This window comes from Rhodococcus sp. OAS809 (genome assembly GCF_040546695.1).
Lineage (GTDB): Bacteria > Actinomycetota > Actinomycetes > Mycobacteriales > Mycobacteriaceae > Rhodococcus_F > Rhodococcus_F qingshengii.
This window is the reverse complement of the sequence record NZ_JBEPOI010000002.1, coordinates 1,818,943-1,845,228: the sequence shown is the minus strand read 5'-3', so window position 1 is coordinate 1,845,228 and position 26,286 is coordinate 1,818,943. Positions and strand designations below refer to the sequence as shown.

27 protein-coding genes are annotated in these 26,286 nt (G+C 63.3%); 11 read left to right on the top strand and 16 right to left on the bottom strand.

Going from position 1 to position 26,286, the window contains the following annotated elements; all coding sequences use genetic code 11:
* Positions 1-34 precede the first annotated feature (34 nt).
* The 4 genes from ABIE52_RS11530 to sdhC are packed head-to-tail and all read right to left on the bottom strand — an operon-like array spanning position 35 to position 3,430.
* Positions 35-802 (bottom strand): succinate dehydrogenase iron-sulfur subunit, encoded by a 768-nt coding sequence (locus ABIE52_RS11530; RefSeq protein WP_003940925.1) that lies wholly within the window; start codon positions 800-802, stop codon positions 35-37.
* Positions 802-2,553, bottom strand: a complete 1,752-nt coding sequence (sdhA, locus tag ABIE52_RS11525) for a succinate dehydrogenase flavoprotein subunit (RefSeq protein ID WP_003941011.1) — start codon at positions 2,551-2,553, stop codon at positions 802-804. The genes ABIE52_RS11530 and sdhA overlap by 1 nt, the downstream gene beginning before the upstream one ends.
* Positions 2,554-2,568: 15 nt before the next feature.
* Positions 2,569-3,024: a succinate dehydrogenase hydrophobic membrane anchor subunit gene (locus ABIE52_RS11520; protein ID WP_003940699.1), complete on the bottom strand. Its 456-nt coding sequence runs from the start codon at positions 3,022-3,024 to the stop codon at positions 2,569-2,571.
* 1 nt (position 3,025) lies between these two features.
* A complete protein-coding gene (gene sdhC, locus ABIE52_RS11515) occupies positions 3,026-3,430 on the bottom strand; it encodes a succinate dehydrogenase, cytochrome b556 subunit (protein ID WP_020969155.1) in 405 nt (134 codons plus the stop codon).
* A 253-nt stretch (positions 3,431-3,683) separates the two neighbouring features.
* On the opposite strand from sdhC, the gene ABIE52_RS11510 reads away from it, so the two are divergent.
* The 3 genes from ABIE52_RS11510 to ABIE52_RS11500 are packed head-to-tail and all read left to right on the top strand — an operon-like array spanning position 3,684 to position 6,471.
* Positions 3,684-4,088, top strand: coding sequence for a cytidine deaminase (locus tag ABIE52_RS11510; RefSeq protein ID WP_042923516.1), 405 nt, complete (start codon positions 3,684-3,686; stop codon positions 4,086-4,088).
* Positions 4,081-5,376, top strand: a complete 1,296-nt coding sequence (locus ABIE52_RS11505) for a thymidine phosphorylase (RefSeq protein WP_042923519.1) — start codon at positions 4,081-4,083, stop codon at positions 5,374-5,376. The genes ABIE52_RS11510 and ABIE52_RS11505 overlap by 8 nt, the downstream gene beginning before the upstream one ends.
* Positions 5,377-5,385: 9 nt before the next feature.
* Complete coding sequence (locus ABIE52_RS11500; RefSeq protein ID WP_050654872.1) at positions 5,386-6,471, top strand: adenosine deaminase; 1,086 nt, start codon at positions 5,386-5,388, stop codon at positions 6,469-6,471.
* A gap of 15 nt (positions 6,472-6,486) precedes the next feature.
* Here ABIE52_RS11500 and ABIE52_RS11495 read toward each other — a convergent pair whose 3' ends face one another.
* Genes ABIE52_RS11495 through ABIE52_RS11475 form a run of 5 tightly spaced genes read right to left on the bottom strand, consistent with a single transcriptional unit; the run spans position 6,487 to position 9,741 of the window.
* Positions 6,487-7,725 (bottom strand): SatS C-terminal domain-containing protein, encoded by a 1,239-nt coding sequence (locus ABIE52_RS11495; protein ID WP_003940713.1) that lies wholly within the window; start codon positions 7,723-7,725, stop codon positions 6,487-6,489.
* A gap of 47 nt (positions 7,726-7,772) precedes the next feature.
* Positions 7,773-8,072, bottom strand: a complete 300-nt coding sequence (locus ABIE52_RS11490; protein WP_192712558.1) for a YbaB/EbfC family nucleoid-associated protein — start codon at positions 8,070-8,072, stop codon at positions 7,773-7,775.
* Positions 8,069-8,410 (bottom strand): hypothetical protein, encoded by a 342-nt coding sequence (locus ABIE52_RS11485; protein WP_054188157.1) that lies wholly within the window; start codon positions 8,408-8,410, stop codon positions 8,069-8,071. The genes ABIE52_RS11490 and ABIE52_RS11485 overlap by 4 nt, the downstream gene beginning before the upstream one ends.
* Before the next feature lie 9 nt (positions 8,411-8,419).
* Positions 8,420-9,430: a C40 family peptidase gene (locus ABIE52_RS11480; RefSeq protein ID WP_192712557.1), complete on the bottom strand. Its 1,011-nt coding sequence runs from the start codon at positions 9,428-9,430 to the stop codon at positions 8,420-8,422.
* Positions 9,427-9,741, bottom strand: a complete 315-nt coding sequence (locus ABIE52_RS11475) for a type VII secretion target (protein ID WP_192712556.1) — start codon at positions 9,739-9,741, stop codon at positions 9,427-9,429. Before ABIE52_RS11475 ends, ABIE52_RS11480 begins: the two co-directional genes overlap by 4 nt.
* 82 nt (positions 9,742-9,823) lie before the next feature.
* Here ABIE52_RS11475 and upp point away from each other — a divergent pair, with 82 nt between their 5' ends.
* Positions 9,824-10,447 carry a uracil phosphoribosyltransferase gene (upp, locus tag ABIE52_RS11470; protein WP_007727319.1) on the top strand — a complete coding sequence of 208 codons (624 nt, stop codon included), beginning with the start codon at positions 9,824-9,826 and terminating at the stop codon, positions 10,445-10,447.
* Here upp and ABIE52_RS11465 read toward each other — a convergent pair.
* Positions 10,444-12,036 carry a phospho-sugar mutase gene (locus ABIE52_RS11465; RefSeq protein WP_192712555.1) on the bottom strand — a complete coding sequence of 531 codons (1,593 nt, stop codon included), beginning with the start codon at positions 12,034-12,036 and terminating at the stop codon, positions 10,444-10,446. The two genes, upp and ABIE52_RS11465, sit on opposite strands and share 4 nt — an antisense overlap.
* Positions 12,033-12,830, bottom strand: coding sequence for a purine-nucleoside phosphorylase (locus tag ABIE52_RS11460; RefSeq protein WP_192712554.1), 798 nt, complete (start codon positions 12,828-12,830; stop codon positions 12,033-12,035). Before ABIE52_RS11460 ends, ABIE52_RS11465 begins: the two co-directional genes overlap by 4 nt.
* A gap of 67 nt (positions 12,831-12,897) precedes the next feature.
* Between ABIE52_RS11460 and ABIE52_RS11455 the strand changes: the two genes are divergently transcribed.
* The 4 genes from ABIE52_RS11455 to ABIE52_RS11440 are packed head-to-tail and all read left to right on the top strand — an operon-like array spanning position 12,898 to position 17,046.
* Positions 12,898-13,596: an enoyl-CoA hydratase-related protein gene (locus ABIE52_RS11455; protein ID WP_192712553.1), complete on the top strand. Its 699-nt coding sequence runs from the start codon at positions 12,898-12,900 to the stop codon at positions 13,594-13,596.
* Positions 13,597-13,608: 12 nt separating this feature from the next.
* The gene (locus ABIE52_RS11450) at positions 13,609-14,769 is read left to right on the top strand and encodes a M20 family metallopeptidase (protein WP_083057788.1); all 1,161 of its coding nucleotides are present in this window, start codon (positions 13,609-13,611) and stop codon (positions 14,767-14,769) included.
* A complete protein-coding gene (locus ABIE52_RS11445; RefSeq protein WP_003940741.1) occupies positions 14,766-15,914 on the top strand; it encodes a M20 family metallopeptidase in 1,149 nt (382 codons plus the stop codon). Before ABIE52_RS11450 ends, ABIE52_RS11445 begins: the two co-directional genes overlap by 4 nt.
* A gap of 55 nt (positions 15,915-15,969) precedes the next feature.
* Positions 15,970-17,046, top strand: coding sequence for a hypothetical protein (locus tag ABIE52_RS11440; protein WP_030535059.1), 1,077 nt, complete (start codon positions 15,970-15,972; stop codon positions 17,044-17,046).
* Positions 17,047-17,059: 13 nt separating this feature from the next.
* Here the strand turns inward: ABIE52_RS11440 and ABIE52_RS11435 are convergent, their stop codons facing one another.
* A complete protein-coding gene (locus ABIE52_RS11435) occupies positions 17,060-17,530 on the bottom strand; it encodes a gamma-glutamylcyclotransferase family protein (protein WP_003940753.1) in 471 nt (156 codons plus the stop codon).
* 154 nt (positions 17,531-17,684) lie between these two features.
* Here ABIE52_RS11435 and ABIE52_RS11430 point away from each other — a divergent pair, with 154 nt between their 5' ends.
* Both ABIE52_RS11430 and ABIE52_RS11425 read left to right on the top strand, forming a co-directional pair.
* Entirely contained in the window at positions 17,685-19,088 is a 1,404-nt protein-coding gene (locus tag ABIE52_RS11430) for an NAD(P)H-quinone dehydrogenase (protein WP_003940987.1), read from the top strand.
* Positions 19,089-19,269: 181 nt separating this feature from the next.
* The gene (locus ABIE52_RS11425; RefSeq protein WP_192712552.1) at positions 19,270-20,451 is read left to right on the top strand and encodes an aminotransferase-like domain-containing protein; all 1,182 of its coding nucleotides are present in this window, start codon (positions 19,270-19,272) and stop codon (positions 20,449-20,451) included.
* Here the strand turns inward: ABIE52_RS11425 and ABIE52_RS11420 are convergent.
* Together ABIE52_RS11420 and ABIE52_RS11415 are read right to left on the bottom strand one after the other, a co-directional pair.
* Positions 20,432-21,217, bottom strand: coding sequence for a CoA-transferase subunit beta (locus ABIE52_RS11420; protein ID WP_003940707.1), 786 nt, complete (start codon positions 21,215-21,217; stop codon positions 20,432-20,434). The two genes, ABIE52_RS11425 and ABIE52_RS11420, sit on opposite strands and share 20 nt — an antisense overlap.
* Complete coding sequence (locus ABIE52_RS11415; RefSeq protein WP_238592560.1) at positions 21,214-22,128, bottom strand: CoA transferase subunit A; 915 nt, start codon at positions 22,126-22,128, stop codon at positions 21,214-21,216. The genes ABIE52_RS11420 and ABIE52_RS11415 overlap by 4 nt, the downstream gene beginning before the upstream one ends.
* Before the next feature lie 83 nt (positions 22,129-22,211).
* Between ABIE52_RS11415 and ABIE52_RS11410 the strand changes: the two genes are divergently transcribed.
* On the top strand, positions 22,212-23,108 hold the full coding sequence (locus tag ABIE52_RS11410; RefSeq protein WP_030535055.1) for a LysR substrate-binding domain-containing protein: 897 nt from the start codon (positions 22,212-22,214) through the stop codon (positions 23,106-23,108).
* On the opposite strand, the gene ABIE52_RS11405 is transcribed toward ABIE52_RS11410, so the two are convergent.
* Positions 23,105-24,520, bottom strand: a complete 1,416-nt coding sequence (locus ABIE52_RS11405) for an MFS transporter (protein ID WP_064443409.1) — start codon at positions 24,518-24,520, stop codon at positions 23,105-23,107. The genes ABIE52_RS11410 and ABIE52_RS11405 overlap by 4 nt on opposite strands.
* 171 nt (positions 24,521-24,691) lie before the next feature.
* A complete protein-coding gene (gene glpK / locus ABIE52_RS11400; protein ID WP_007727296.1) occupies positions 24,692-26,182 on the bottom strand; it encodes a glycerol kinase GlpK in 1,491 nt (496 codons plus the stop codon).
* Positions 26,183-26,286 lie beyond the last annotated feature (104 nt).

Sequence of the window (26,286 nt, the reverse complement as noted above, 5' to 3'; positions counted from 1 at the left end):
GACTCCCTAACCGCGCACAGGGCCGAAGGCCTGACTATCGAGCGAAGAGCAGAGCTCGCTTGACTTCCTGAATTGCCTTTGTCACCTGGATGCCGCGGGGGCATGCGTCGGTGCAGTTGAACGTGGTGCGGCAACGCCACACGCCGTCCTTGTCGTTCAGGATGTCGAGACGCTCGGAAGCGGCCTCGTCACGGCTGTCGAAGATGAACCGGTGTGCGTTCACGATGGCAGCGGGACCGAAGTAGCTGCCGTCGCTCCAGTACACGGGGCACGACGTGGTGCAGCATGCGCAGAGGATGCACTTGGTGGTGTCGTCGAAACGAGCACGGTCGTGCTGGCTCTGGATGCGCTCACGAGTGGGCTCGTTGCCACTGGTGATGAGGAACGGCTTCACGGCGCGGAATGCGTCGAAGAAGGGCTCCATGTCGACAACCAGGTCCTTCTCGACGGGCAGGCCCTTGATGGGCTCGACCGTGATGGTGACCGGCTTGCCGTCCTTGGGCAGCATGTCCTTCATCAGCAGCTTGCAGGCCAGACGGTTCACACCGTTGATCCGCATCGCGTCCGATCCACAGACTCCATGTGCGCAGCTGCGACGGAACGTGAGGGTGCCGTCGAGGTAACCCTTTACGTACAGCAGCAGGTTGAGCAGACGGTCGGTGGGCAGTGCCGGGACCTGGAAACTGTCCCAGTGCTGGCCCTCGCCCGATTCGGGATTCATCCGCGCGATCTTGAGAGTGACCATGACGGCCCCCTCGGGAACAGCGGGGAGTTTGGGTGCATCTACAGCAGGCGCAGACATCAGTACTTACGCTCCATCGGCTCGTAGCGGGTCTGGATCACCGGCTTGTAGTCCAGACGGATGTCGGAGAGCAGGCCGTCACCCTCCTTGTACGCCATCGTGTGCTTCATGTACTCGGCGTCGTTGCGATCCGGGAAGTCCTCGCGAGCGTGGCCGCCGCGCGATTCCTTGCGGTTGAGGGCGCCGACGACGGTGACCTCTGCCATTTCGAGGAGGAAGCCCAGCTCGATGGCCTCGAGCAGGTCGCTGTTGTAGCGCTTGCCCTTGTCCTGGACCGTGATGTGGTTGTAGCGCTCCTTGAGAGCACGCACATCCTTGAGAGCCTGGGTGAGGCGCTCTTCGGTGCGGAAGACGGAGGCGTTGTTGTCCATCGACTGCTGCAGCTCGGTGCGGATGTCCGCAACGCGCTCGTGGCCGTGATCGGACAGGATGACGCCGACCCAGTCTTCGACCATCGCGGCCGGGGTTTCCGGCATGTCGACGAACTCGGTGGAGTTCGCGTACTCGGCGGCAGCGATGCCGGCGCGACGGCCGAACACGTTGATGTCGAGGAGCGAGTTGGTACCGAGACGGTTTGCACCGTGTACGGAGACACAGGCGCATTCGCCGGCCGCGTACAGACCCTTGACGATCTCGTCGTTGTTGCGCAGCACCTCACCGTTGATCTTGGTGGGGATACCGCCCATGACGTAGTGGCACGTCGGGTAGACGGGCACGGGCTCCTTGACGGGGTCCACGCCGAGGTAGGTGCGCGAGAACTCCATGATGTCGGGGAGCTTCTCGTCGAGAACTTCCTCGGGGATGTGCGTCACGTCGATGTAGACGTAGTCCTTGTTCGGGCCGGCGCCGCGGCCTTCGAGAACCTCGAGGACCATCGAACGAGCCACGATGTCACGCGGAGCGAGGTCCTTGATGGTGGGTGCGTAACGCTCCATGAAGCGTTCACCGTCGGCATTACGGAGAATGCCACCTTCACCGCGGACGGCTTCCGAGATCAGGATGCCGAGACCGGCGAGTCCTGTCGGGTGGAACTGGTGGAACTCCATGTCCTCGAGGGGCAGGCCCTTGCGGAAGATGATGCCCATGCCGTCACCGGTGAGGGTGTGCGCGTTGGACGTCGTCTTGTACATGCGTCCCGAGCCGCCGGTCGCGAAGACGATCGACTTGGCGTGGAAGATGTGCAGCTCGCCGGTCGAGAGCTCGTAGCAGATGACACCGGTGGCAACCGGGCCGTCCTCGGTCTCGGTGATGGCGATGTCGAGCGCGTAGAACTCGTTGAAGAACTCGACGTCGTGCTTGACGCAGTTCTGGTAGAGCGTCTGCAGGATCATGTGACCGGTGCGGTCGGCGGCGTAACACGCACGGCGGACGGGTGCCTTGCCGTGGTCGCGTGTGTGGCCACCGAATCGACGCTGGTCGATCTTGCCTTCGGGCGTGCGGTTGAACGGCAGACCCATCTTCTCGAGGTCGAGCACCGCATCGATGGCCTCCTTGGCCATGATCTCGACGGCGTCCTGGTCGGCGAGGTAGTCGCCGCCCTTGACGGTGTCGAAGGTGTGCCACTCCCAGTTGTCTTCCTCCACGTTCGCCAGTGCGGCACACATGCCGCCCTGGGCCGCGCCGGTGTGGCTGCGGGTGGGGTAGAGCTTGGTCAGTACGGCCGTGCGGGCACGGGGGCCAGCTTCGATTGCCGCACGCATGCCTGCGCCACCGGCGCCGACGATGACCACGTCATAACGATGTTCCTGCATGAAGTCTGTGCTCCCCTAGCTCGCCGAGATATTGGGGTCGAAGGTGAAGATGACGTACGTGCCCAGGCCCATGATCAGGATCATCGAGAGAACGAGGATCGTGGTCAGCCAGAAGCGCGTGGAGTCCTTGCGGGAGTAGTCCGCGATGACCGTGCGCAGACCGTTACCGCCGTGCAGCTGTGCCAGCCACAACATCGTCAGATCCCAGAACTGCCAGAATGGGCTGGACCAGCGACCTGCGACGAACGCGAAGTTCAAACGGTGAACGCCACCGTCGAGCATCAGCATGATGAACATGTGGCCCAGGACCAGAACGATCAGGGCGACGCCGGAGAAGCGCATGAAGAGCCATGCGTACAACTCGAAGTTGTTCCGAGCCTTCGCGCGCGGGGACCGCGGGTTGTCCAGGCTTGCGGGACGGTCGTATGAGGTGCCCAGGCTCTTGGCTTCGGGTCCGTGAGTAGTCGCCATGTCAGTGCTCCGCAAACATGTTGATGAGGATGCGTCCGGCGCCTGGGATCATCACCAGGAACCAGATCGTCAGAATGGTCCAGAGCATGACGCGCTGGTACTTCGGGCCCTTCGACCAGAAGTCCACCAACATCACGCGCACGCCGTTGAGGGCGTGGTAGAGGACTACGCCGACGAGGCCGATCTCCATGAGGCCGACGAGGGGGTTCTTGTACGTGTCGATGACGGCGTCGTACGTATCGGGATTGACCCGAACGAGTGCCGTATCGAGAACGTGTACGAATAGGAAGAAGAAAGTAGCGACGCCTGTGATCCGGTGTAGAACCCAGGACCACATTCCGGGGTCGCCCCGGTAAAGCGACCTCGTGCGCTCCTTCTGAGGAGCGGCTTCAGTCGTAGTACTCATCGAGTGCTGTGCCTCCAACGTCATTGGTGGACGCGTCGAGCCTGCAGAGAGCTTCGATGTACCTCAGCCCGGGCTCGACGGGATCCTGAACCGACTTGACTCAGACTCTAAACCTATGTGAAACCGGGAACTAATCAGATGCGGGATTCGTACGCGTACCAAACTCTTTGTAAGGTTTGCCTTTCCAATCTCGCCGAGACGGTTTCGGCGTGGTTTCTGCATCCATTCAGTCGGCGTGATTGGATAACGAACCATGGGTGACATCGACTGGAAGTTGTTGCGGCACAACGCGCAAGTGGTCATGCGGCACGCCTATGCGCCGTACTCGGGGTACGCGGTGGGTGCAGCGGCCCTGGTAGACGATGGTCGGATCGTCTCAGGATGCAATGTGGAAAATGTCTCATACGGTTTGAGCCTGTGTGCCGAATGTGGACTCGTCGGTAACTTGGCCGCCACCGGGGGTGGCCGGCTGCTTGCCTTCACGTGCTGCGACGCGAAGGGCTCGATTCTGATGCCGTGCGGCCGGTGCAGACAGCTTCTCCTCGAGCACGGCGGGGGTGAGATGCTTGTCGACACGAGCAGTGGGTTCAAGCCGCTGAGCGAGCTGTTGCCTGATGCTTTCGGGCCGGAACAAGCAGAGGGGCTCCGCCATGTTTGACGCAGTTTCCATCATCGGCGCCAAGCGTGACGGCCGCGAGCTGTCGGGAACCGAGATCGACTGGATAGTTCAGGCGTTCACACAGGGGATCGTCGGCGACGAGCAGATGTCGGCGCTCGCGATGGCGATCTACTTCCGCGGAATGTCGCGAGCAGAGACCGGTCGATGGACCGAGGCGATGATCGAATCCGGCGGGAGGATGGACTTTTCGGACTTGCCGCTGCCCACCGTCGACAAGCATTCGACCGGTGGAGTGGGGGACAAGATCACCCTTCCGCTCGCACCCCTCGTCGCTGCCTGTGGTCTTGCAGTCCCGCAGTTGTCGGGCCGCGGACTCGGCCACACCGGTGGAACTCTCGACAAGCTCGAGGCCATTCCAGGTTGGCGAGCCGAGCTCACGGCGACGGAGATGGTCGACATTCTCTCGGATCCGAAAATCGGCGCGGTGATCTGCGCTGCCGGAGCGAATCTGGCCCCCGCGGACAAGAAGCTCTACGCGCTGCGCGACGTGACCGGAACGGTGGAATCCATTCCGCTGATCGCAAGTTCGATCATGAGCAAGAAGATTGCCGAGGGAACCGGCGCCCTGGTGCTCGACGTCAAGGTCGGTTCCGGAGCGTTCATGAAGGACCTCGGCGACGCGCGAGAGTTGGCACGCACGATGGTCGAGCTTGGCAACGACGCCGGCGTGCGTACAAGCGCTCTCATCACCGGGATGGACACCCCGCTCGGATTGACGGCGGGCAACGCCCTCGAGGTACGTGAATCCGTCGAGGTGCTGGCAGGCGGCGGGCCGTCGGACGTCGTCGAGCTGACCCTGGTCCTGGCGCGGGAGATGCTGTCAGCGGCCGGGATCGACGGTATCGACCCCGCCGACAAACTGGCCGACGGCACAGCCATGGACCGGTGGCGCGCGATGATCGCCGCCCAAGGTGGGGACCCACACGCGACGCTGCCGGTGGCCCGGCACAGCGACGTCGTCACCGCGGACCGAGACGGCGTACTGACCCGACTCGACGCCATGGCGGTGGGCATCGCGGCCTGGAAACTGGGAGCCGGACGCGAACGGCAGGGCGAAGCCGTTCAGGCCGGTGCCGGCATCGAGATGCATGCAAAGCCTGGCGACGTGGTCCGTGCCGGGCAGACGCTGATGACATTGCACACCGACACTCCCGAGAGATTTGATGCAGCGCGACGAAGCCTCGGCGGTGGATGGTCGATCGGGACCGATTCCGACACCGTTTCGCGACCGTTGCTCATCGAGCGAATTGTGGGTGATTCGCGTTAGCGTTGGCGAATGAACGCACCGGAGTTGACCACGATCCGCAGCGCACCCAAAGTTCTTCTCCACGATCATCTCGACGGAGGACTCCGACCCGAGACCGTTCTCGAACTGGCCGAGCAATGTGGCTACGACGAGCTGCCGGCGAATACGGCATCCGAACTGGCGCAATGGTTCCGAACTGCCGCTGACAGTGGATCGCTCGAGCTCTACCTCGAAACGTTCGCGCACACAGTCGCCGTGATGCAGACCCCCGAAGGGCTTGCACGGGTGGCACGTGAGTGTGCCGAGGATCTGGCCGACGACAACGTCGTCTATGCCGAGGTCCGTTTTGCGCCCGAGCAGCACCTGGAACAAGGCCTGAGTTTGGACGAGGTCGTCGAGCACGTTCTCGAAGGTTTCCGGGCCGGCGAATCCGCTGCCAGGGTCGCGGGACGGGAGATCCGCATCGGCTGTCTTCTCACGGCGATGAGGCATGCCGCCCGGTCGCGGGAGATCGCCGAACTCGCTGTGCGATTCCGGGACCGCGGGGTTGTCGGTTTCGACATCGCCGGTGCCGAGGCCGGTAACCCACCGAGCCGGCACCTCGACGCTTTCGAGTACATGCGTGACGCGAACGCCCACTTCACGATTCACGCGGGTGAGGCTTTCGGGTTGCCGTCGATCCACGAAGCCATCGCCTTCTGCGGAGCGGATCGGTTGGGCCACGGCGTGCGGATCGTGGACGACATCGACGTAGGAGTGCAAGGTGGGGCAGAGTTGGGTCGGCTCGCGAACTACGTCCGTGACATGCGCATTCCCCTGGAACTGTGCCCGAGTTCGAACGTGCAGACCGGAGCCGTAGCCGCCCTGGCGGACCATCCGTTCGGACTCTTGGCGGACTTGCGCTTCCGAGTGACCGTCAACACCGACAACAGGCTGATGAGCGACACCACCATGAGCCGGGAAATGGCCGCGTTGGTCGAGACCTTCGGTTACGGATGGACCGATCTCGAACGCTTCACCATCAATGCGATGAAGTCGGCCTTCATCCCGTTCGACGAGCGCCTCGCGTTGATCGACGACGTCATCAAGCCGGGCTACGCCGTGCTCATCGGCTAGATGACGTGCGCCCGACTACTCAGATCGAAGCCGGGCCTCGAACTCGCGCTCGAGTTCGCGCCAGGCCTCGGATTCCTTGGTGAACGGCGCACTCGGAGCCATCCGCGACGGATCGGGGTTGAGGAGGTACGAGACGTACCAACCCAGCTCGTTCGACGCGGACAGAGCCTCCTCGGTGGAGTCGTCGTCGGCGAAATCTGCTGCATCGGTGAACAATTCGACTGCGAGTTCCAGCTGCTCGGCATCTACGACGTCCGGGCCCTGGGCGAGGTCGTCGGCGATGCCGGGCAGAACGTAGACGTTCTCGTCCGTGACCTCGATTTCGAGTGAACCGTCGACGGCCGCATTCTGAATTTCGCCGTACGTACTGACCTGCGAGAGATCGTGTTCGTGGTTGTCGGCGAGGTAGCGAGCGAGTGCGCGCTCGCTACGGAAGACGGTGATCAGTCCGTCCTTGCCGAGGAAGATCGCCTGATCTCCCATGTAGCAGCGCAGAGTGTAGAACGTCTCGGCCGAGGTGATGATGCGGATCGGGTCGACACCGACCTCACCCCAGAAGGTCTCGACTTCGTCTTCGTCCTCTTCGAGGTCGTCTTCGTCGAATTCCTCGTCCTCGCCCTCCTCGGCGACATCGTCGGCGTCGACGGTGTTCTCGGCGGCAGCGAGCAGTTCAGCTTCGGCGACCGCCACAGCAGCTGCATCGACCTTCGGGGAGGTGACCACCTTGTCGATGGCGTCGAGAACGGCGTCCCAGTCCTTGACGATCGCAGCGCCGACCTGGTCCCACAGCTCCAGGCCTTCGCGGCCTTCGAAGGTGCCGGCGCCGGTGGCAAGCGCGCCGAGTACCGGATGGCCGCTGAAGAAGCGGATGACCGCGTCGAGTTCGCACACCTCACCGATGTTGCGAGCCATGTTCAGGGTGTCTTCGAGTTCCGAGACCACCAGTGCCTCAGGGTCACCTGCGGCCAGTTCCGGCACGCCGACGAAGTCGAACGTGAAGTTCTCTTCCGGTTCCAACTCGGCTGCCGACAGTCCGGAGACGACGGCCCACGCCGGATGCTCGACCAGGTCGTTGTCGGAGTCCGTTCGGATGAAGGCCGCGAGTTCCGCGACGGAGGAGAACCCGTAGAGGTCTTCCTCATGGCCGAGAAACGCTTCCCACTCGTCGTCGCCCTCGCGCCAGCGAGGTGCCCACAAAGTGACGAGGTCTCCGTCGGTGAGTCCGATTTCGATAGGGACGATGTCTCCAGCCATGGGCGGAAGCCTATCCACCGCAGCGCGAAAGGCATAGCGGGGGTTCGTCACGTTTGTTTCAGGGCTACTCGGAGCTCACTGACCAGTCGCTCGCGTTCGTCGTTGGACTGTTGAACTGCCTGGTGAATCGTGGCCACCGTCAATGCGGCCACCGTCTGAGAATTCATCGCGGTGACTGCGTCGGTGATCCGTAGGTCGACCAGAGCGCCCAGCCCGTCGACAGTCGCCGTGACTATCCCACCCTCGCTCGAGACGACTACCCGAAGAGCGCCGACCCCGTCGACGGCGTCCTGCAAGAGTCCCGTCCGGTGTTTCGCCAGCTCCATGATTCGATCAATCTCGCTCATATCGAACGCATCCAGCTCGACGGAAGGTTCTGGCCCTCGGCGGCGTCGACATCGGCCAGTTCGTCTCGGGTCGGTAGACCGAGCCGATCGAGGATCGCTGCCGGGACTCCGGTCTCCTCGAGCTCCACACGATGGCGGGCGCCGGCTTCGATTGCTGCTTTCGAACACAGCGTGAGTATCTGTTGCGCCAACCGCTGCCCGCCGTACCGCAGTTCGTCCTGGCTGATCCGCAGGTCCACGGGCACGGCGTGCTCCGTGGCGCGGACCGCGATGGTTCCGGCGCGGTTGACGGCTACGGCTGTGATGATCGGCGGTGATTCGCGCTTGTTCTCGGGCATGATTCCCTGTCATTCCGTCGGACGGTAGAAGCCGTGAAAGTCCATGCCGCTGTTCGTGGTTCGGATGGCGCTGATCTCGACAGGATCGCCGGCTTCGACCATCTGACCGTTGCCGATCACCATGGCGACGTGTCCGTCCCAGACCGCGAGGTCGCCCGGCATCAGATTGTTCTGATCGACCTGGTTCCCGATTCCCTGTTCCTGAGCCAACCTCGGAATATCGACTCCGGCCTGGCCGTACGCCCATTGCGTCAGACCACTGCAGTCCAGACCGACTCCGGGTGTCGTGCCTCCCCAGGCGTACGGGACACCCTGTTGAGTGAGCGCGTTGCGTACGGCAGCAGCGGCCTCGGCGTTCGGTGCGGTGGCAATCGAGCCGTCGGGAAGTTCGACCTCAACGCCACCGACGGAACCGGAACCACTTGCGGAACCGGAACCACTTGCGGAACCGGAACCACTTGCGGAACCGGAACCACCCGCCGACTCGGAGACCCCAGGTGCGGGATCGGGTATCGGGACGGACGGGACGAGTGCGGACATCTTGTCGGTCGACCCGGCCAACTCACCGCGTACCCGCTCGATAACCGATACCGCGCGTCCGAGGTGCTCCAACGCGGCCGACAACAACATCAATTGGCCCATCGGTGTCATCAGCGTCGGCCCGGCCTTGATCGCGAGTGTCAGAAAGGACTGGAGAATCTCACCGAGTTCGGTCATTCCCGCGTACACGGACGTTGTCGCTTCGTCCACGACGCCGGCGATGTCGGTCCCACGATCGGCGAGGTTTCGCGTCGACGTCTGCGTCTGCTCGGTTTTGGTCACCGCAGCAGTGAGGGCAGTCGACGAACTCTGAGAGGACGCCAGTTCGCTCAGTGCCGCGCTTCCCAGTTGGTAGGCGATCTCGAGGGCGTCCGTGGCGATTCGGATGCCGACGTCGGGTCCACTTGCGCTGGGGACACCAGTCCCGACAGTGTCGACCAGGTCGATGATCGGTCGTGCGAGTGCGTCGACGTCGATCATGAGCGTGCGGCTTCAGCGAGAGTCCTTCGTACCGATTCCTCGGAGTCGAGATAGACGGCGTGAGCGTCGCGGGTGGCTGACTGGACGCTGGAGATCACAGCGGACAGTCGATCGATGTCGTCGATGTGCGCTTGCTGTGCTCGGCTCGCGACATCGACGAAGTCGCCGCCGATCAGCCCCAGCACAGTGGACAGAGCCAAGTGATCGCCACCCGCCGCGTCCTGTCGAGCTTGCGCGACGTTGTCGGCAACAGTGCCCAACCGCGTGGCGAACTCCGCGATGCTTTCAGTGTCCAGATCCAGACTTGTCAACTTTGTCTTCCCCCCGTTGCGCTTACTCCTTCTTGGACGCCGCGCGGGGTGCTCCGGTTCCCGAGGAACTATTCTGATGGTCATGCAAACGCACGTAGTCGACCATCCGCTCGCGGCGGCCCTCTTGACGACAATGCGTGATGCACGCAGTGAGAACGCAACTTTTCGTTCCGCACTTCGCAGGCTCACGCACATGCTGGTCTACGAGGCCATGCGTGACGCGGAGGTCGAGGAGTTCCCGGTCGACACCCCGGTGGCAGCGACGACGGGCATCCGGCTCGCGAAGCCGCCGTTGTTGGTACCCGTGCTGCGGGCCGGTCTGGGCATGGTCGAACAGGCGAGTGCGCTGATTCCGTCGGCCGGCGTCGGCTTTGTCGGAATGGCACGTGACGAAGAGACTCATCAGCCGGTTCCGTACCTCGAATCCCTGCCGGCGGATCTGTCCGGGATCCCGGTGTTCGTGCTCGATCCGATGCTCGCCACCGGTGGTTCGATGGTGCACACCATCGACTTGCTGGTTGCGCGTGGCGCGACGGATGTCACGGCAGTGTGCGTCGTGGCCGCTCCGGCCGGCGTCGACGCGCTGGCAGCGTCCGGCCACCCGGTTCGTCTGGTCATCGCGAGCATCGACGACGGACTCGACGAGAACGCTTTCATCGTCCCCGGTCTCGGTGACGCCGGCGATCGGCAGTTCGGACCCCGCTAGAGCGAAAAGGCGAAGGTTCGGAGTTCGGCCAGCCGGGCCTTCGCCTGCTCTACTGCGTTCGCGAGGTCGGCGCGGTTCGCCACCGGGACGACAACTTCGAGATAGCACTTGAGCTTGGGCTCGGTTCCGGACGGGCGCACCACCAGGCGGATCGACGGTCCGTCGAATATCACTGCGTCGGTGCGCATACCACCGCGAACCAGGGACAAGTCCTCGGTCGTGACCGGCTCGCCCGCGAGTTGGCTTGGCGGATCGGCGCGTAGCCGTTTCATCATTTCCGCGATGTCACTCGAGTCCTCGACGCGGCGGGATACTTGGTCCCCGCAATGCAGTCCGAATTCGACGGCATAGTCGCCTAGAACGTCCAACAGGGTTCTGTTGCTGCCCGCGAGGGTGGCAGCCAAGTCAGCCACCAGAACGGCAGCTGAGATTCCGTCCTTGTCCCGCACCACATCCGGATCGACGCAGTGCCCGATCGCTTCCTCGTAGGCGTAGACGAGTCCGTCGCCGGCACGCGTGAGCCACTTGAAACCGGTGAGTGTCTGCGCAAACCTGGCTCCGCGGGCTCTCGCCAACTTCGAGAGCAGGGTCGAGGAGACGATCGTCGTCGCCACCAACGAATCTTCGGGCGCCGTGCTCAGTACGTGGTCGGCCAGGAGCACCCCGGTTTCGTCGCCGCGCAACATGCGCCACTGATCACCGTCGCGAACTCCGACGGCGCAGCGGTCGGCATCCGGGTCGAGTGCGATCGCCAGATCCGCGTCGACACTTCGGGCAAGGGCGAGCAGGCGGTCTGCGGCGCCGGGCTCTTCGGGATTGGGGAACTCGACGGTCGGAAACGTGGGGTCGGGATCGAACTGCTCCGCCACGACGTGCAGGTCCTCGAATCCTGCTGCTCGCAGAGTCGCGGCCGCAGTCTCGCCGCCGACGCCGTGCATTGCCGTAAGCGCAATCCGGATCGAGCGTGCGTCGCCGTGCGGGAGGGTCGCGATGCGGGCGATGTACTCCTCGACCAGAGAGTTGTCGGCCGGAATCACCGATGCTCGCGCGACGTCGGCGGCACTACCGATGCGAGCGATCTCGCTCTCGATTTCACGATCGGCGGGGGAGACGAGTTGCGCTCCGCCCGAGAGATACACCTTGTAACCGTTGTCGGCGGCAGGATTGTGGGAGGCGGTGATCTGGATACCTGCCGCTGCCCCGAGCCTGCGCACCGCGAACGCCACCAGCGGTGTCGGCAGTGGGCGGGGGAGCAGGGTCACTTCGAACCCGGCGGCTGCCATGACCTCGGCGGCGGCCAGAGCAAATGCCTCTGAACCGAGCCGGGCGTCGCGGCCGACCACAACGCGGGACCCGCCCTGGCAGCGAGCTGTCAGCCAGGCCGCCAGACCGGCCGTGGTCCGGATGACGACCGCGAGGTTCATTCCGTTGGGTCCGCCGCGCACCGGCCCGCGAAGCCCAGCAGTGCCGAACGTCAGTGGTGCGGAAAAGCGTTCGGTCAGTTCATGTTCCGAAAGGGCTGCTAATTCTGCGCGGGTAACTGGGTCCGGATCGGCGTCGATCCACTCGGTGACGTTCAGTGGTGTCACAGCTGCTCGACCAGTTGACGCAGCAGCACTCCCATCCGGGCCGCCGAGGCTTTGCCTGCCGCCAGCACTTCCTGATGGTCGAGCGGGGCGCCCGTGATTCCGGCGGCCAGATTGGTGACCATGGAGATGCCGAGAACGCGAGCGCCGAGCGCGCGAGCCGCGATGGTCTCGTGAACTGTCGACATGCCGACCAGATCGGCGCCGAGTGTACGAAGCATTCGAATCTCGGCTGGAGTCTCGTAGTGCGGACCGGGAAGCCCGGCGTAAACACCCTCGGCAAGGTCCGGGTCGATCGAGCGAGCCAGCGCACGCAGTTCCGGCGAGTAGGCGTCGACCAGGTCGACGAACTCTGCGCCGACGAGGGGAGAGCGGGCCGTCAGGTTCAGGTGGTCACTGATCAGCACCGGTTGACCGACTGTGTAGTTTTCAGCAATACCGCCGGCCGCATTGGTGAGGATGACCGTTTCGGCACCGGCAGCAATGGCTGTCCGGACCGGGTGGACGACGGTACCGAGATCGTGGCCCTCGTATGCGTGCGCGCGCCCGAGCAGCAGCAGGACTTCGGTGTTTCCGACGCGCACCGAACGAATGGTGCCCGCATGGCCGAGAGCGGACGGTGGGGCGAAGCCAGGAAGATCCGCCATCGAGACTTCGGCTGTCACGTCCGCACCGGCGTCGCCGAACACGTCTGCGGCATCGGTCCACCCCGACCCGAGCACGATGGCGACTGACGGTGACGAAGAGCCAGTCATGGCGGACAGAGCAGCGGCGGCGGCCTCGGCGATCGTTCCCATGTGAGCAACCCTACTGAGGAGTCGGGTCGGTTCGCCGGGTGAGTTGGCGGGCGTTACTCTCCCATCCATGCCTTATCTCGAACGCGACGGCGACGTATTCATCCTGTACCTCGGCAACGAGGGCGAAACGGACAACGAGAACCGCTTCGGCCCTGAGTGGATCGACGCTGTTCACAGCAAGTTGGACGAGGTCGAAGCGCGCGAGGGGCCCGCAGCCCTGGTGACGACGGCGACGGGCAAGTTCTACACGAACGGCCTGGACACGACGTGGATCTTCGGCAATCTCGACGGTCTCCCCGGCTACCTGGACAAGGTCCACACCATCTACAGCCGTTTGCTGACCTTCCCGATGGCCACGGTCGCGGCCGTGCAGGGGCACGCGTTCGGCGCCGGCGCCATGCTCGCGTCCTCGCACGATTTCCAGATCATGCGCGCGGACCGCGGCTTCTACTGCCTCCCCGAGGTCGGACTGAACATGCCGTTCACTGTCGGCATGTCAGCACTGCTGAACAGTCGTCTGCCCAAGCAGACGGCGGTCGACGCGATGACGACGGGGCGTCGATTCGGCGGCGCCGACGCACTTGCTGCCGGCATCGTGCAGGAAACGGTCGACGGCGACGGAGTACTCGCCGCTGCTGTGGCCAAGGCGTCGGCACTGACGTCGACTCACGGCAAGAACTTGGCGGGAATCAAGGCAGGCATCCACCGCGATGCTCTTGCAGACCTCGCTCAGGTGACTGACAAGAGCAACTTCTCCTTCGGGTGAGACAATGATCGCGTGAACCAGAATGTCGACAGCGCAGTCAGGTCCGTAGAGGCCGATCTGATTGCGCTGTCGCATTCGATTCACAGCGACCCGGAACTCGCCTTCGAGGAGTTCCGCAGCGCTGCCAAAGTGTCGGACCTGCTGGCGCAGCACGGTTTCGCGGTCACTCGCGGGATCGTCGATCTGCCGACGGCTTTCGATGCCACCTACGGCAGCGGAGAGTTGGTCATCGCGATCTGCGCCGAGTACGACGCGCTGCCCGAGATCGGTCATGCCTGTGGGCACAACATCATTGCCGCCGCCGCGGTCGGGGCCGGCATCGCGTTGGCTACCGTGGCCGACGAACTGGGGATCACCATCCGAGTGATCGGTACTCCGGCTGAGGAAACCGGTGGCGGCAAGGTCCTGATGCTCGAGCGTGGTGCCTTCGACGGCGTCGGCGCCGCCATGATGGTTCATCCAGGGCCGATCGACATCATCGGTGCGACCTCGCTGGCCTTGGCGGACATCGCCGTGAGCTATCACGGTCGCGAGGCGCATGCGTCTGCTGCGCCGGAATTCGGGCGTAACGCCGCCGACGCAGCGACGCTCGCTCAGGTGGCGGTCGGACTGTTGCGTCAGCACCTGCAGCCAGGTCAGCAGATTCACGGAATCGTCAGTGACGGCGGCACGGCTCCCAACATCGTTCCGGCTCGGTCCGAATTGCTCTACTACCTGCGTGCCGAAACGGCCGCGTCGTTGGCCAATCTGTCCGAGCGTGCCGACGCGTGCTTCGCCTCGGGTGCACTCGGCACCGGGTGCACCCACGAAATCCGCACGGTATCGCCTACTTACACCGAGTTGACCCCCGATCCGTGGCTGGCGGCGGCGTACCGTGAACAGATCGTCGATCTCGGGCGGGTGCCACTGGCAGCGGAATGGGAGCGCTCCCGTCCACTGGGTAGTACGGATATGGGTAATGTGACCAATGTGATTCCGGGAATTCACCCGGTCATAGGCTTGGATTCATCGGGGGCAGTGACACATCAGCCGGAGTTCGCGGCTGCGTGTATCACCACCTCCGCAGATCGAGCGGTAGTCGACGGTGCAATTGCGTTGGCCCGCACTGCTGTCCGGGTAGCGTCCGATCCAGAACAACGCGCCCGTCTGTTGGAAGGGGTAGATCGCCGGTGAACGCGGCAATCGACACGTGGATTCACGCGCACACCGACGACCTCGTCGCGTGGCGTCGACACATCCATGCCAACCCGGAGTTGGCTCGCCGCGAATACGCGACCACCGAATTCGTCGCCACCCGCCTCACTGCCGCTGGATTGTCGCCGAAGATCCTTCCCGGTGGCACCGGTCTCACGTGCGATATCGGACCGGAGGGTCCACGAATCGCACTGCGCGCCGACATGGACGCTTTGCCGATGCAGGAAGCGACCGGGGCGACGTACTCGTCCACGGTCCCCGGTGTGTCCCATGCATGCGGGCACGACGCCCACACCACCATCTTGCTCGGCGCCGGACTGGCTCTGGCCACGCTGCCCGAACTTCCCGTCGGGGTTCGGCTGATATTCCAGCCCGCCGAGGAAGTCATGCCTGGCGGAGCACTCGACGTCATCGCCGCGGGCGCGCTCGACGGTGTGTCCAGAATCTTTGCTCTGCACTGCGATCCGCGACTCGAGGCAGGCCAGGTGGGAATGCGCCTGGGTGCGATCACCTCTGCTGCCGACACGATCGAGGTCGTCCTCGACTCTCCGGGTGGGCACACGTCGCGGCCGCATTTGACCACGGATCTGATCTACGCGCTCGGCACCGTCGTGACCGGGCTGCCGGGAATGCTCAGCCGTCGTATCGATCCGCGTACCGGAACCGTCATGGTGTGGGGCGCGGTCAGCGCAGGTCAGGCGCCCAACGCGATTCCGCAGACCGGCATGATGACGGGCACGGTACGTACCGGCGATCACGACACCTGGGAGTTGCTCGAACCGCTCGTGGAAGAAATCGTCCACGGACTGCTCGCACCCACCGGAGTTCGCTACCAACTCAACTATCGTCGCGGAGTGCCTCCGGTCGTCAACGACGAGGTGTCCACTCGGATGTTCGAGGACGCCATCGCGACCGTCGGACAAGATGCTTTGGCGGACACCCCGCAATCCGGTGGTGGCGAAGACTTTTCGTGGTACCTCGAAACCGTGCCGGGTGCCATGGCGCGGCTCGGCGTGTGGTCGGGTGAGGGCGATCAGCTCGACATCCACCAACCCACTTTCGATCTCGACGAGCGAGCACTCGGCGTCGGTGTGAAGGTTCTGACGAGCCTGGTTCTGGGATAGTTCCGGTTCCCGTCGGGGGTACCGTTTTTCGTGTCGTTCGAGTGAAGGTACGGGCATGTCCATAGGTGTGGGAGTGCGAATCGGCACATTGGTGTCGACGGCTGTCGTTGCGTCGAACGATCCGGGTTCGGCCGATCCGGTGGTATTGGTCAGGGACACGATCCTCAATCAACGCAAGGACGGCACGACGGTGCTCGGTGGGACCGAGCAACTGGGTGCGGGCCGTGAGTTCGCCGAGAGCTGGTCGGGCTTTGTCGGTCGCGTCGGGGACCCGAGTGGCGTCGCGGGAACTGCCGATACTCGTTACCGCGCCGAGGATTTGGTGGCGACCTCGATTCGCTGTCTGTTGCAGGAATGCGAGCCGCTGCCCGATCGTGGTGGTCGAAGCGGGGGAGCGCCCGACATCGTCGCGACCTACCCGTCACGCTGGGACTCGTCGACAGCGGCCCTCATGCAGGATTCGCTGGTCTACGCGGGCCTCGAACGAGTCACACTCGTCTCGGATGCCGAGGCCGTGTCGGCGTGGTTCGAGTCGGAAATCGCGGCACTCGCCGGCACGCTCATCGGCATCTATCACGTGGACGACACCGGGGCAGCGGTCACCCTCGTGCGTTCTGGTGTCGCGGCCGGCCGTGCATTCGGCTTTGCCGGCGACGGGAGTTCGCCGAGTTCACGCCTCGCGACGGCTCTGGGTGCGTTCGGTTGGATGCCGGAGAACCTGGACGCCGTAGTCGTCACCGGTGACGGCGAACCGGCGACAGACAAAGCGGCCATGATGTCCATAGCGGCCGGGATTGCCGAAAAGCTCGGTGTCAGATGTGAACTCGGTCCCGGACCTGAGCAGTCGGCTGCGCTGGGAGCCGCAATTCTGGCTGCCGGATTCACCTCGACGTCGCACACTATCGTGCCGATCGGATTGCCGCCTTCACACGACGTGACCGAGGTGTTCGACACCCTGGGACGCGAGAAGGTGGCGGCAGAAACCGCTGCCGGGGTGGCGACCGCCGAGCCGGAAACTGCAGTTGTCGCAGGCGAATCGGAGTCGCGCGGTTCCAAGCGTGTGCTCATCGGCGTGACGGTTGTGGTGGTGCTCGCAGCACTGGCAGTGCTCGCGTATTTCCTGCTGCTTTGAGCAGGACAGCTATCTAATCGGTAACACCGTTACCCGGACCGACATTGCGGCTGTTTCTCGTCCGCAACTCTCGTACGTACTCGGCCGGCGCTCCGGCAATCTCGGCGGCGTCGGCCATCACGCCGATGTAGCGGGCCGACGGCAGTCCGCCTTCGTACGCATCCATGACGTAGAGCCACGCAAGTACCGCGTCGCCGGCGGTGTCGACCCGCACGCGGATCTTGCGGTGCAGACCCAGTTCGGCACCTTCCCAGCGGTCCAGACTCACTTCGTCCTCTTCCGGGACGTCGTAGAGCACCACGAAAACACTGGAATCGGGATCTTCGACCACGGTGGCGAGAGCACCCTCCCAGCCGAGGTCCTCGCCGCTGAAGGTCAGGCGCCAGCCTCGCAGCCACCCTGTCCCGGACATGGGGGAGTGTGGGCAGCGCAACAACATCTGCTCGGGATGCATGTTGGAACCGTAGGCGGCATAAATCGACACGGGCGCAAGCCTAAACCGTGGTCCGAGGGTGTGGCGAAGCGGACCACCGGACGCAAGTAATCTGGTACAAGCACTGCGCGACACGTGGTGCTCGAATAGCGTGACACTGGTCGACGGGAGACCCCTGCCGGCCACGCGAGGACTTGGAGGACACATGACCCGGATCGTGATCATCGGTGGCGGACCCGCCGGCTACGAGGCGGCACTGGTAGCCGCGCAGCACGGGGCCACGGTCACCCTGGTCGATTCGGACGGCGTCGGCGGTGCGTGTGTGCTGTTCGACTGTGTCCCGTCGAAGACGTTCATCGCGTCCACCGGGATCCGCACCGACATGCGTCGTGCATCCGACCTCGGCATCACTCTGGATCCGGAGCAGGCTTCGGTGTCACTGCCGAAGATCCACTCCCGAGTCAAGAGTCTCGCGTTGTCCCAGTCCTCGGACATTCGCGCACGGTTGCAGACGGTAGGCGTCGAGGTTCTCTCCGGCACCGCCGAACTGACCGATCCACTCCTCGGCATGGCAGCACACCAGGTTCGCGCGACGCTCGGAAGCGGCGAGCAGAAGACCATCGACGCAGACGTCGTGTTGATCGCCACCGGCGCCAGCCCCCGCATCATCCCGGGAGCCGAGCCCGACGGTGAGCGAATCATGACGTGGCGCCAGCTCTACGACTTGGACGAGCTTCCCGAGCACCTGGTCGTGGTCGGTTCCGGTGTCACCGGTGCCGAGTTCGTCTCCGCGTACACCGAGATGGGCGTCAAGGTCACGCTCGTGTCCAGTCGCGACCGTGTTCTGCCCGGCGAGGATGCCGATGCGGCGCTCGTGCTCGAGGACGCCCTCGCCGAGCGCGGTGTCACCCTCGTCAAGCACGCCCGCGCGGACGCCGTCGAGCGCACCGAGAAGGGCATCGTCGTCAAGCTCTCCGACGGCCGCACGGTCGAAGGAAGCCACGCTTTGATGACCGTCGGTTCCGTCCCCAACACCAACGGTCTCGGCCTGGAGCGGGTCGGCATCGAGTTGGACAAGGGTGGATACCTGCGTGTCGACCGGGTCTCGCGCACCACGGTTTCCGGTATCTACGCTGCCGGTGACTGCACCGGACTGCTCCCGCTCGCGTCGGTGGCTGCGATGCAGGGACGTATCGCGATGTACCACGCACTGGGTGAAGGCGTCAGCCCGATCAAGTTGAAGACCGTCGCGTCGGCCGTCTTCACACGCCCCGAAATTGCAACGGTGGGTGTTTCGCAGGCAGCGATCGACAACGGAGAGGTGCCTGCGCGCACCGTCATGTTGCCGCTCAACACCAACCCGCGCGCCAAGATGTCCGGTTTGCGTCGCGGATTCGTGAAGATTTTCTGCCGCCCGGCTACCGGCGTGGTCATCGGCGGTGTTGTGGTCGCACCCACTGCTTCGGAACTGATCCTGCCGATCGCGATCGCCGTACAGAACAACCTGACGGTCAACGACCTGGCGCAGACGTTCTCGGTGTACCCGTCGCTGACCGGATCGATCACCGAGGCTGCTCGTCAGCTCATGCGTCACGACGACCTGGACTGACAACCGACCAGAGTCTTCTTACAATGTGGGAACTCTGTTTCACATACTGAAGTATTGGTGGGATAGTCGAGATGCCGACCGAATCAAGGGTCGGTATCTCGGCGCTCTCCCGCCCCGTTGACCCAGGACGGCTCAGGGTGTTTTTCCTCTGACCTTCATTCTGCGTGCCTGGGAGCTTCATATGACACACGCCGCGCTGTCTGCTCGTATGGACGGACTCCGTAGTTCTGCAATTCGCGATCTGCTCACCCTGACTGCCCGGCCCGACGTCATCAGCTTGGCCGGCGGACTGCCCGATCCCGATTTCATTCCGCGGGAGCGAATCTCGAAGGCAGCCCACGACGCACTCGGTGACCCCTCGTCCGTTCAATACGGCGAGACGTCAGGCCTGCGGCGCCTCCGTGAGGTGATCGCCGAGCGCGAATCATCCAAGATCGGGCGGACACTCGACGTGTCCGAAGTCGTGATCACCCACGGTTCTCAGCAAGGTTTGAGCTTGCTCGCGCAGGTCCTCCTCGACGCCGGTGACGTCGTGGTCGTGGAGGAACCGGCATATACCGGTGCGCTGCAGGTCTTTCGAACGGCGCAGGCCCGTCTCGTTCCCGTCCAGCTGGACGAGGACGGAATGGATACCGACGCGCTCGAGACGAAACTTGCCGCCGGTCTTCGGCCCAAAGTTGTTCACACCGTGAGCAATTTCCACAACCCGCGCGGCGCGGTGCTTTCGGCGCAGCGGCGAGCGCACTTGGCGGCACTGGCGGACCGATACGGGTTCTGGGTGCTCGAGGACGACCCGTACGGCGAACTGTACTTCGGCGAGAAACCGCCCGCACCGCTGGCGGCGTTGTCGGACAGGGTGATTCGGCTGTCCAGTGCTTCCAAAGTGTTGGCACCGGCGCTGCGCGTCGGCTGGCTGCACGGCGACCGAAAGGTCTGCGAGGCGGTCGAACTGATCAAGCAAGGCGCTGACCTGTGCGGGTCTTCGCTCACCCAGCAGATCGCCGCAGACCTCTTCTCCGACGTCGAATGGTTCGACGCGCATCTCGACGTGCTTCGAGCGGGGTACGGCGCGAGGGCGAAGGCGTTGGTCACGGCCGCCGAGACGGAATTGAGTGGGCGTGCACGCTTTTCCGAGGTCCGCGGCGGGATGTTCTGTTGGATGGATTTCGTCGACGATGTCGACACCACCGAACTCCTGGGTGCCGCGCTCGAGCATGGCGTGGCATTTGTCCCAGGTTCGGCCTTCGCGGTCGAAGCTGGCCTCGGTCGAAGCGCTCGACTGTGTTTCGCGACGTATCCCGAAGCCGTGCTGGTCGACGCCGTCGGCAGGCTCCGGGACAGTGTCACCGCAGGTACAGCCTGACTTTGTCGATAGTGTTGCGGAGCAGATCGATCTCCGTACCGGACGGTGGGGTGGTGACGGTGACGTGGTCGGCGACGGCCAGATCCCATCCCGTCGCCTCTCGCACCTGATCGACCGAGATGCCTTCGTGGACACTGGTCAGCTCCAACTCGCCGCCGGGGCCCTGGTGTGTCAGGACACCGAGGTTGGTGAACACCTTTGTCACTCCTGCACCTGCCGGCATGATGCCCTTTCCGCTGGCGTGGGCGCGGGCGGGGCTGGGTGAGGTGCAGAAGTCGAGCGCGGCCGGAAAGGAACTGAGGTCGTGGCGACGCATCACTACGAAGATCTCGGCCGCGTTCGCGATGATCTCGACGGCCCCGCCTGCTCCGGGCAGTCTGACCGTCGGGTTCTTCCAGTCACCGATGAAACTTGTGTTCAGGCTTCCCGTTCGATCGATTTGAGCGGCCCCGAGAAAACCGACGTCGACGTTGCCACCTTGCAGGACATAACCGAAGAGTGCGGCCATACTGAGCACGGATTCGGCGCCGGAGACCACGACGGAGTCGGCAATACCTTCGGCCATCGCCGACGGATGCGCGCCGCACACTCCGGATTCGTAGATCAGTTCTACGTCCGGATTCGACGTGTGGCGCGCGAGATCGACTGCGAGCGTGGGGAGCCCGACTCCGGCGAAGACCCGGCGCTTACCCGCCAACTCGCGTGCCGCGACGGCGACGATCGTTTCGGTGGAGGTGGTGTTACCGCTGACAATCGTGGTGGTCACAGTCTGCTCCCGTAGTCGACAGGTGTGGAGAGTTTTGATCCGACCTCGAGATCCGACCAGTAGTCGGCTCCGAGCTTGGCGAGATATTCGTCGTGATCGCCGAGTGTGTACACCCATTCGTCGAGCCAATTTCTCAGCAACGAAGGGTCTTTGGAAATCTCGGTCCAGCGTCGGTAGAAGCCGCAATCGCGGTCGTAGTATCCCTGTGCGTACGACGGGTGCGCGCCGCGCGGGCAGACGACAACCGCGTCGACGGCGTGCGAGGGAATCAGAGTTCGGCTCGGATCTGACCTGATGACCTCGTCGTCGACAAGCTCTTCCACAACGACGATCGCCTTCTTCGCGGCGTAAACGGCTTCTTGCTGCACCCCGGCGATGCCCCAGATCTGTGCGTTCCCGGACGTGTCCGCTCGCTGTGCGCCGATGATCGTCACATCCGGATTCAACGGCGGCACAACGTAGACGCTCCCGCCTCCGTACGGATCCTCGACGAGTCTCAGTTGTGGGTTGAGTGCGGGTAGATCACTACCGGCGTACGACCGCAGCGGGAAGAAGGGAAGTCTGGCCGCTCCCGCCTGATACCGGCACACCATGCCGTAATGGCTGTATTCCTCGACTTCGAGGGGGAGCGGGTCCTGGTTCTCGATGCGTCTGCGTAACTCGTACAGAGAACCTGCGGAGCCACTGGCGAAGAACGAGGCAACCAGCTTTCGGACGCAGCCGGCGGCGACGAGTTGATCGGAAACGATGTCCGGCGTCATCCGGCAGAGGGTGAGGTCCTTTCTGCCCTGCCGGATGATCTCGTGTGCCGCGGCAAAAGGAATGAGATGCGAAAATCCCTCCAGCGCAACGGTCATCTCGTCTTCGACGTATCGGCCGACGGCCTCTTTCATCGAGAGGGTCTTGTCCACGTCTGTACCTCTTCTTGTTCTTTCGCGCACTCGGTCGGTTTCGGAACTTGACATGTTCGGCCGGTGTGGCGCAACAATGTCGGGTGGAAATTCATCAGATCAACGCATTTCTCGCGGTGGCTGAGGAGCTACATTTCGGCCGTGCGGCGCAGCGGCTTCGGATTGCGCAACCGCCGCTGAGTCGAACGATCAGGCAATTCGAGAAACAGCTCGGTTCGCCGTTGTTCGATCGGAGCACTCGAACTGTGCGGCTCACTGCTGCCGGTGAAGCGCTGCTGCTTCCGGCGCGCGAGATTCTGGACGCGTGCCGGATGGCCGAGATCGCGGTGTCTGCGGCAGGCAAGGGAACGACAGGTCGCGTTCGCCTGGGTTTCGCGGGGACTTCTTCGCATCTGCTCGTCGGGCGGTGGGCGAAATTGGTGAGAAAGACCAATCCCGGTATCGAATTCGTGCTCGACAGTTCTGCTTTCGCGAACGAGGCGTTGTTGATGCTGCTCGATCGACGACTCGACATCGGGATGGTGAGGTGGACCGTACCGCCGCTCGGGATCACGTCGAGATTGATCGCCGAGGAGAACTTTCTGGTGGCCATGTCCAAAGACCACCCGTTGGCGTCGAGGGACTCGGTTCGGTTGATCGAATTGGAGTCCGAGAATTGGGTGACGCTTCCGGCGGAGCCAGGTTCGATTCTGCGGGAGTCTCTGCTCACTGCCTCGAAGAACGCAGGGTTCCTGGCTCGCATCGTGCAGACGGCACCGGATTCGATGTCGTTGATCGCGCTGGTGTCCGCGGAAATCGGATGCTCGTTGACCATTTCCTCGGTGGCCCAGAGCATCGTGAATCCTGATGTTGTCTTTGTTCCGGTCATGGACCCACCTCCTCCTCTTCAACTGCGTATCGCCTGGCGAGAGGGAGACGACAGACCTGCTCTTCTCGAAGTGTTGAAATTGTCCGAGCAGGCGCTGCCGTCCCTGGCCTAGACGGTTGCCCGACCGGTAGGAATCTCACCCGCTTCGGACTTCGGTGAGTTCGCAGTATTGACAAGAGTGTTTTCGAGTTCGAGTTCGTCGTAGTCCGCTTGTTCGGCCGTCGAGAGTTCGCCCGCGTTGTAGCCGGTACGTCGGAGCAGGAGCAGGGTGCAGATCAGCGAGACAAGGGCGTACAGCCCGGATACGATCGCGACCCCGACGATATTGCCTGACGTGTTGAGCATCCACTGCGCCAGTACGGGAGTTCCGCCGCCGACGACAAGGGAACACAATTGGTACGCCGTCGACAGACCGGTATAACGGATGTTGGCGGGGAAGGCACGAGCGAGAACGCCGGCGATGGCGCCGTAGAACATCGAGTGCGGGATCGTGGCCAGACACATCGCGACGACTGCGATGGTGAAGTTCCCGGTTCGGATCGCGAAGAACATGGCGGGCATGAGGACGAACTCCGGTATCACCATCAGGCACATGGCTTTTCGCATGTCGATCTTGGAGACCAGGACGGCACCGAAAGGTTGGACGATGAACTGCACGACGAGCGCGATCGCGATGGCGGCCAGGAAGGTTCCTCGATCGTATCCGAGTTCTTTTGTAGCCCAGGACAATGCGAAGGTGTTTTTGAAATAGGTGACCTGGGCGAGGGGAAGTGCGCCGGCGCCGAGGAGAACCAGTACCCAATGCTTGCGCAAGACTTCGGCGAGCGGAAGCTTGACGACCTTCTTGCGTGCGAGAACGGCCTTCATCTCGTCCGACTCTTCGAGTTTGAGGCGAATGATCATCCCGAGAATGACCAGCACCGCCGAGATGATGAACGGGATGCGCCATCCGTACAGGAGGAACGACGGCGTCGGCATCGAGGACAGAAGGAAGAACGCGATGGTGGCCAACAGATTTCCGGCGGGTGAGCCCTGTTGGGCGAACGCGGAGTAGAGGATGCTCTTGCCCTTCGGTGCATTTTCGCTGGCAATGAGCACTGCGCCGCCCCACTCGCCACCGACCGCGACTCCTTGGATGACGCGAAGGGTGACCAGACCGATCGGCGCCCAGATCCCGACCTGTGCGTAGGTGGGGAGGAGTCCGATGCCTACCGTGGCGACACCCATCATCATCAAGGTGATGACGAGAGTGTTCTTGCGTCCGATCCGGTCGCCGAGGTGTCCGAAGATGATCCCGCCGATCGGCCTGGCGAGGAAGCCTGCCCAGAGCGTGATGAAGGCGAGGAGAGTTCCGACTCCGTTCGGGAGAGTGTCGGAGAAGAAGATGTCGCCGAATACCAGGGCAGCGGCAGTGCCGTAGATGTAGAAGTCGTACCACTCGATAGTGGTTCCGATGAACGAAGCGATACCGGCTCTTCGCGCCTTGGCGTTGATCTCCTCGGAACTGCGAGTGGGTGAACTCATGCGTGGCGACCTTTCTCTGCAACATTCGCGGCGCCGAAACGTGGCGTGCCTGAATGAGATTCGCAGAGTGGTGTAGGTCACGTCCAATACCAACTTGGTCGCCTATTGATACCTCAGGAGTATCAATAGGCGACCATGATCAGCTCTTCCGGTATGGAAGGATCGGGGTGATTACTCGGACCAGTTGTACGTCCGCTCGACGGCCTTGTTCCACTCCGCGTACAGCCGTGACCTTTCGGACTCGTCCATCGCCGGTTCCCACGTCTTGCCGACGGCCCAGTTGTTGCGGATGTCTTCGGTATCGGCCCAATAACCGATGGCGAGGCCCGCTGCGTATGCAGCACCGAGAGCTGTCGTTTCGTTGACCACCGGACGGATGACGGGAACTCCGAGGATGTCCGACTGGAACTGCATCAGGGTTTCGTTGACCACCATGCCGCCGTCGACCTTCAGTGCGGACAGTTCGACTCCCGAATCCGCTCGCATGGCGTCGATGACCTCGCGGGTCTGGTATGCCGTCGCCTCGAGCGCTGCGCGGGCCAGGTGTCCCTTGTTGACGAAGCGCGTCAGACCGACGATGACACCCCGGGCATCCGGTCGCCACCGAGGTGCGAACAGCCCGGAGAACGCGGGCACGAAGTAGGCGCCGCCGTTGTCGTCGACACTTGCGGCGAGCGGCTCGATGTCCTTGGCGTTCTGAATGATTCCGAGATTGTCTCGAAGCCACTGGACCAAGGAACCCGTCACGGCGACGGAACCTTCGAGTGCGTACACGGCAGGGGCTTCGCCGAGTTTGTAGCAGACGGTCGTCAGTAGTCCGTGCTTGCTGTGCACCGGCTTCGTGCCAGTATTGAGAAGCATGAAATTGCCGGTGCCGTAGGTGTTCTTGGCTTCACCCTCGGAGAGGCAGGCCTGGCCGAATGTGGCTGCCTGCTGGTCACCGAGGATTCCGGCGACCGGCACACCGGCGAGATTGCCGCGTGGACGTCCTGTGCCGTAGACCTCTGAGGAACTACGGATTTCCGGGAGCATCGACATCGGGATTCCGAAGTCCGCACAGATCGATTCGTCCCACTGGAGGGTCTCGAGATCCATCAGCATCGTGCGTGACGCATTGGTGACATCTGTCACGTGGACGCCCTCGGTCAGGTTCCACACGATCCACGTGTCGACAGTGCCGAAGCACAATTCGCCGGCCTCCGCTTTTGCTTTCGCACCGTCGACGTTGTCGAGAATCCAGCGGATCTTCGGCCCGGCGAAGTAGGTCGAGAGTGGTAGTCCGGTCTTGTCTCGATACTTGTCCGGACCCTCGTCGCCGCCCAGTTCGACACACAGTTGATCCGTGCGCGTGTCCTGCCACACGATCGCGTTGTAGATCGGCTTACCCGTCGAACGTTCCCAAACGACGGTCGTCTCACGCTGATTCGTGATTCCGACGGCAGCGATGTCGGCCCGCGTGAGATCGACCTTCGCGAGAGCGCCGGCCACCACCTCCCGAGTGTTGATCCACAGCGCCACCGGATCGTGCTCGACCCAACCTGCTCGCGGGAAAATCTGCTCGTGTTCTTTCTGCGCAACGCTCACCACGGCGCCGTCGTGATCGAAGATCATGCAGCGGCTCGACGTCGTGCCTTGGTCGATGGCGGCGATGTATTGATTCACTGTGCTCCTAGGTTCGGGCGTGTTCGCAGTAATCCGTGCGCTGTCGCAGTATGTGGATCAAGCTACTAGCCTGTAAACGGATTCGTCGTCGACTTACAGGAGAC